Origin of the sequence: Pseudooceanicola lipolyticus, assembly GCF_002786325.1 — a bacterium.
Classification (GTDB): Bacteria; Pseudomonadota; Alphaproteobacteria; order Rhodobacterales; family Rhodobacteraceae; genus Pseudooceanicola_C; species Pseudooceanicola_C lipolyticus.
The window spans coordinates 1-5,202 of sequence record NZ_PGTB01000211.1; the positions used below are offsets into that span (position 1 = coordinate 1).

Here is a 5,202-nt window from a genome sequence, read left to right on the forward strand (position 1 = left end):
GACCGGCTGGCCCGGGCGGTGCCGGCCTGGCGGCGCACCCATGATGCCGTCGATGCCGAGCTGGGGGCGCTGTCGCCCGACCAGCTGCGCGCCGGGCTGAACGCCATCGCCTTCGGGGTCTAGAGCTGCAAATGTCGGCTGGAAATCCGCCGGAAAACCCCCGATAACAACAGTCTTCGCAACGGGGGGCAGGGCGGCTTGGCCGAGCTGAAACAGTTCGCAACCGGCGGATCGGTCCGCAAGAAATCCGCCGGCGTGCTGGGCGGGCTGGCCTGGGCTGTGGCCGCCGCCTGTCTGCTGCCAATGGTGGCGGTGGCGCTGGCCGCGGTGACCGGCGGCACCGACACGGTCGCGCATCTGCTGGGCACGGTGCTGCCGCGCTATACCGCCGCCACCCTGGCGCTGGTGGTGCTGGTCGCGGCGGGCACGCTGTCGCTGGGTGTCGGCGCCGCCTGGCTGGTGACGATGACACGTTTTCCCGGCGCACGGTTTTTCGAGGTGGCGCTGGTGCTGCCGCTGGCCTTCCCGGCCTATGTGCTGGCCTATGCCTATACCTTCATCCTCGACCATCCCGGCATCGTGCAGGCGACGCTGCGCCAGGTCACCGGCTGGGGGCCGCGCGATTACTGGTTCCCCGAGATTCGCTCGCTGGGCGGTGCCGCGGCAATGCTGGTGCTGGTGCTGTATCCTTACGTCTATCTGCTGGCGCGCACCGCCTTCCTGCAGCAAAGCTCGGCCGCCTTCCTGGCGGCGCGCACGCTGGGGCATTCCTCGTGGTCGGCCTTCTGGCGGGTCAGCCTGCCCACCGCGCGGCCGCTGATCGCCGCCGGCGTGTTGCTGGCGGTGATGGAAACCATCGCCGATTACGGCACGGTGGCCTATTTCAGCGTGCAGACCTTTGCCACCGGCATCTATACCAGCTGGTTCTCGATGGCCGACCGCGCCGCCGCGGCGCAGCTGGCGCTGTGCCTGCTGGGCTTTGCCCTGCTGTTGGCGGTGGTCGAGCGGGTGCAGCGCGGACGCGCCAAATACCACCAGGCCGGCAAGGCGCATATCGCGCTGCCGCCGGCGCAGCTGAGCGGCTGGCGGGCGCTTTGCGCGTTGCTGCTCTGCGCGGTGCCGGTCACCTTCGGCTTCCTGCTGCCGGTGGTGGTGCTGGTCACCATGGGGCTGGGATCGGAACAGAACCTGCTGTCGCGCCGCTATGTCGGGTTCATCACCAATTCGCTGACCCTGGCGGGCACCGCGGCCGTGGTCACGGTGCTGGCGGCGATTGCGGTGGGGTTCTACCAGCGGCTGCGCCCCGGCCTGTCCTCGGGGCTGGCCGGCTATGTGGCGCGGCTGGGCTATGCGGTGCCGGGCGGGGTGATCGCGGTGGGGCTGATGGTGCCCTTCGCCGCCTTTGACAACGCGCTCGATGCCTGGATGCGGGCGCGGTTCGACTATTCCACCGGGCTGCTGGTCACCGGTTCGATCTGGCTGCTGGTCGGCGCCTATATGGTGCGTTTCCTCGCTGCCGCGCTGGGCGCCTACGAGGGCGGGCAAAGCATGGTGCATGGCAACATGGACGCCGCCGCCCGCTCGCTCGGCCACGGCCCGGCGCGCACGCTGATGCGGGTGCATCTGCCGATCCTGACCCCCAGCCTGCTGACCGCGCTGTTGATCGTCTTTGTCGACGTGATGAAGGAACTGCCAGCGACGCTGATCATGCGGCCGTTCAACTATGACACGCTGGCGGTGCAGGCCTTCCGCCTGGCTTCGGACGAACGGCTGGAAGGCGCGGCGGTGCCGTCGCTGGTGATCATGGCGGTGGGGCTGCTGCCGGTGATCCTGATCTGCCGCCAGGTCGGCAAGAAGCGGTAATGCGGCGCGCGCTATTCCGCGGCGACGCCGGAATTATAGGAATAGGTCTTCCAGCTGGGCTTGTAATCGGCATCGGCCTGGTTGCCCCAGACGGTCCAGCCGTCGCGCACGCCGCGGCCGAACAGTTCCAGGTAAGGCCCCCAGGAACAGCTTTCGATCAGCTCGTATTGTTCGTCGGGCTTGCGCGAATGTTCCCGCTTGCGCGTCTGCAGCATGTTGACCTGCCGCCGTCCGGGCGCCAGCGTGCGGGCGTTGCGGCCACGGGTGCCGAACAGCAGCAACTCGGTCACATTGCGGAAATAGAAACCCACACCGCGCCCGTCGCTGCCGCCATCCTTGCGAATCTTGTGCCAGACGATGTTCGACTTGTATTCGAAGCCCCAGGATGACAGCACCCGCAGCCCGTCGGGCAGCAGCGCGTTGGGCACCCACAGATAACAATGCGCCGCCGCCTCCATATGCGCCGCCACCGGCAGGTCGCAGATCTCGTCCAGCGTCATCGTCGGATAGCGCGCCAGCCGCTTATGTTCCGGCGCCACCTTGCCGGTGCGGTTGGTAAACCGCCACGGCGGATCGGCCATGACGGTGCCGAACCGGTCAGCGCCCAGGAAATTGCGCAGGTCTTGTGCGGGTGAATTTGACATATCCAACATATAGCCTGCCTTTTCCGCCGCTGTCACGCCTCTGTTTCACCTCTGCGCGGCTTGACCATGCCGCAGCCCGAGCTGGAACAATAGTAGAACAGTGCTGCTTGCGCAAAGCTTAATGGCACCTCTGCGCGGTTTCGCGCCGGAGACGGAAATGTGATGCGTTCTGCTTGTGCAGGGCAGTGTACGCGCCTGCCGGCGGTGATATCATCAGCGCCGAAACCGGGCCAAGTCACGGAGTTTTCCAGGTGGTGTTCTCTCCCCAACTCGCCGAGATTCGCTTTGGCTGCGGCCTGTCGCCGGTGATCGCGCCGCCGGCCGCGCCGCAGGCGCTGCTGGACGGGCTGGCCGCGCCGGATGACATGGCGCAGGCGTTTCCGATCGAACGTTACGACACCTATCGCGCCTGGATCGCCCGCGCCAAGGAGGTCCGGCGCGGGACCATGCGCAGCAAGCGCAGCAAAGAGTCGGTCGACGCCTTCCGCAAGCTCAAGCAGGAACAGGCGCGGATCGGGCTGACCTGGACCGTGCACACGCTGATGCGCAGCACGATGAGCGCGACGCCCTTCCGCGAGCGGCTGGTCGCCTTCTGGAGCGATCATTTCACCGCCCATGGCAAGAACGGCATCCTCGCCACCGCCACCGCCCCCTATATCGAAGAGGCGATCCGCCCGCATATCGCCGGTTCGTTCGCCGAGCTGCTGATTGCCGCCAGCACCCACCCGCTGATGCTGCATTACCTCGACCAGGCCGCCTCGGTTGGCCCGGGCAGCCGCGCGGCGGCCAAGCAGGACAAACTGGAAGGGCTGAACGAAAACCTCGCCCGCGAGGTGATGGAGCTGCACACGCTGGGCGTCGGCGGCCCCTACGGCCAGCAGGACGTGCGCGAACTGGCCGAGCTGTTTACCGGCATGTCCACCACCCGCGACGGCGGCTTCCGCTTTGCCGAGGCCTATACCGAACCGGGCGCCGAAACCGTGCTGGGCCAAAGCTATGGCGGCCGCAGGGCCGGCATGGATCCGATCCGCGCGGCGCTGACCGACCTGGCGCGGCACCCGGCCACCGCGCGCCATATCGCCCGCAAGCTGGCGGTGCATTTCCACTCCGACACCCCGCCGGACGACCTGGTCGCCCATGTCGAGGCGCGGTTCATCGCCACCCAGGGTGACCTGCCGTCGGTCTATTCCGCGCTGCTGGAACATCCCGCCGCCTGGGACGAGACGCGCCACAACGTGAAACCGCCGGTCGATTTCGTCGCCAGCGCCTGGAGGGCGCTGGCGGTGCGCCCCGAGCGGATGGCGCGGATGAAACCCGGCGCGCTGCGCAAGCTGCTGGAACAGCCGCTGATCGCCATGGGCCAGCGCTGGCACCGCCCCAACGGGCCCGATGGCTGGCCCGAACAGGACGCGGCCTGGATCACCCCGCCGGGCGTGTCGGCGCGGCTGCGCTGGGCGCTGGCCGCCCCGCGCGAGCTGCAGCCCAACCTGCCCGATCCGCGCGTCTTCGTCGATCAGGCGCTGGGGCCGTTTGCCACCGAAAAGGTGCGCTTTGCCGCCACCGCCGCCGAAAGCCAGCCCGAGGCGATCGGCCTGGTACTGGCCTCGCCCGCCTTCCAGCGCCGATAGGAGACCGGCCATGACCCAAACTTTAAGCCGCCGCGCCTTTCTGGCCCGCTCCGCTCTGATCGGCTGTTCGGCGGCGGCCAGCCCGCTGCTGACCCCGATGAGCTTTGCCGCCGCCCCCTGGGACCGGCGGCTGGTGGTGATCATCCTGCGCGGCGCGATGGACGGGCTGGACGTGGTGCGCCCCTATGGCGCGGCGGAATATGCCGCGCTGCGCGGCCAGCTGGGCGGCGGGCCGGATCAGGGCGCCGCCGATCTCGACGGGTTCTTCGCGCTGCACCCGGCGCTGGCACCGCTGATGCCGCTCTGGTCCGCGGGCCAGCTGGGCTTTGTGCACGCGGTTTCGACCCCCTATCGCGACAAGCGCAGCCATTTCGACGGGCAAGACCTGCTGGAGGCGGGCACCGCCTCGCTGAGCGGCGTGCGCGACGGCTGGCTGAATCGGATGCTGTCCAAGGTGCCGGGGATCGAGGCGCGCACCGCCTTTGCCATCGGCCATGGCGAGATGAAAGTGTTGTCCGGCCCGGTGCCGGTGTCGGACTGGTCGCCCGAGGCCGACCTGGTGCTGACCCCGCAGGCGGTGCGCCTGGCCGAGATGATGATGGAGGACGACCCGGCCTTCCACGCGGCACTGAGCGAGGCGCTGATGCTGTCCTCGGGCGGCGAGACCGGCGCCATGGCCGAAACCGAAGCCGACAGCGGCATGATGGCGCTGCCGGCGCCGATGCGGGGCAAGGCACATCTGAAAGTGGCGGAATTTGCCGCCGAACAACTGCGCGGCGACACCCGCATCGCCTCGTTCTCGATCAACGGCTGGGACACCCACAACCGGCAGGACAAGGCGATCCAGCCGGCGCTGCAGCGGCTGGCCGACACCGTGCTGGGCCTGCAAGCCGGGCTGGGGGCCGAGATCTGGGGCAAGACCGCCATCGTCGCGATGACCGAATTCGGCCGCACCGCCCGCGTCAACGGCACCGGCGGCACCGATCACGGCACCGGCGGCGTGATGCTGCTGGCCGGCGGTGCGATCCGCGGCGGCAAGGTCTATGGCGACTGGCCCGGCCTGGCCG

At 68.8% G+C, this 5,202-nt stretch carries 4 protein-coding genes; 3 read left to right on the forward strand and 1 reads right to left on the reverse strand.

Features of this window, described 5'->3' with window-relative positions:
- The first annotated feature begins 207 nt into the window (after nucleotides 1-207).
- Nucleotides 208-1,863, forward strand: a complete 1,656-nt coding sequence (locus CVM52_RS23245; protein WP_240621049.1) for an ABC transporter permease — start codon at nucleotides 208-210, stop codon at nucleotides 1,861-1,863.
- 11 nt (nucleotides 1,864-1,874) lie between these two features.
- Here the strand turns inward: CVM52_RS23245 and CVM52_RS23250 are convergent, their stop codons facing one another.
- Nucleotides 1,875-2,507 (reverse strand): MT-A70 family methyltransferase, encoded by a 633-nt coding sequence (locus tag CVM52_RS23250; protein WP_100164729.1) that lies wholly within the window; start codon nucleotides 2,505-2,507, stop codon nucleotides 1,875-1,877.
- A gap of 251 nt (nucleotides 2,508-2,758) precedes the next feature.
- Between CVM52_RS23250 and CVM52_RS23255 the strand changes: the two genes are divergently transcribed.
- Together CVM52_RS23255 and CVM52_RS23260 are read left to right on the forward strand one after the other, a co-directional pair.
- On the forward strand, nucleotides 2,759-4,135 hold the full coding sequence (locus tag CVM52_RS23255; RefSeq protein WP_100164730.1) for a DUF1800 domain-containing protein: 1,377 nt from the start codon (nucleotides 2,759-2,761) through the stop codon (nucleotides 4,133-4,135).
- Between the two features lie 10 nt (nucleotides 4,136-4,145).
- Nucleotides 4,146-5,202 (forward strand): DUF1501 domain-containing protein (locus tag CVM52_RS23260; RefSeq protein WP_100164728.1); only part of this gene is annotated, 1,057 nt, incomplete at its 3' end.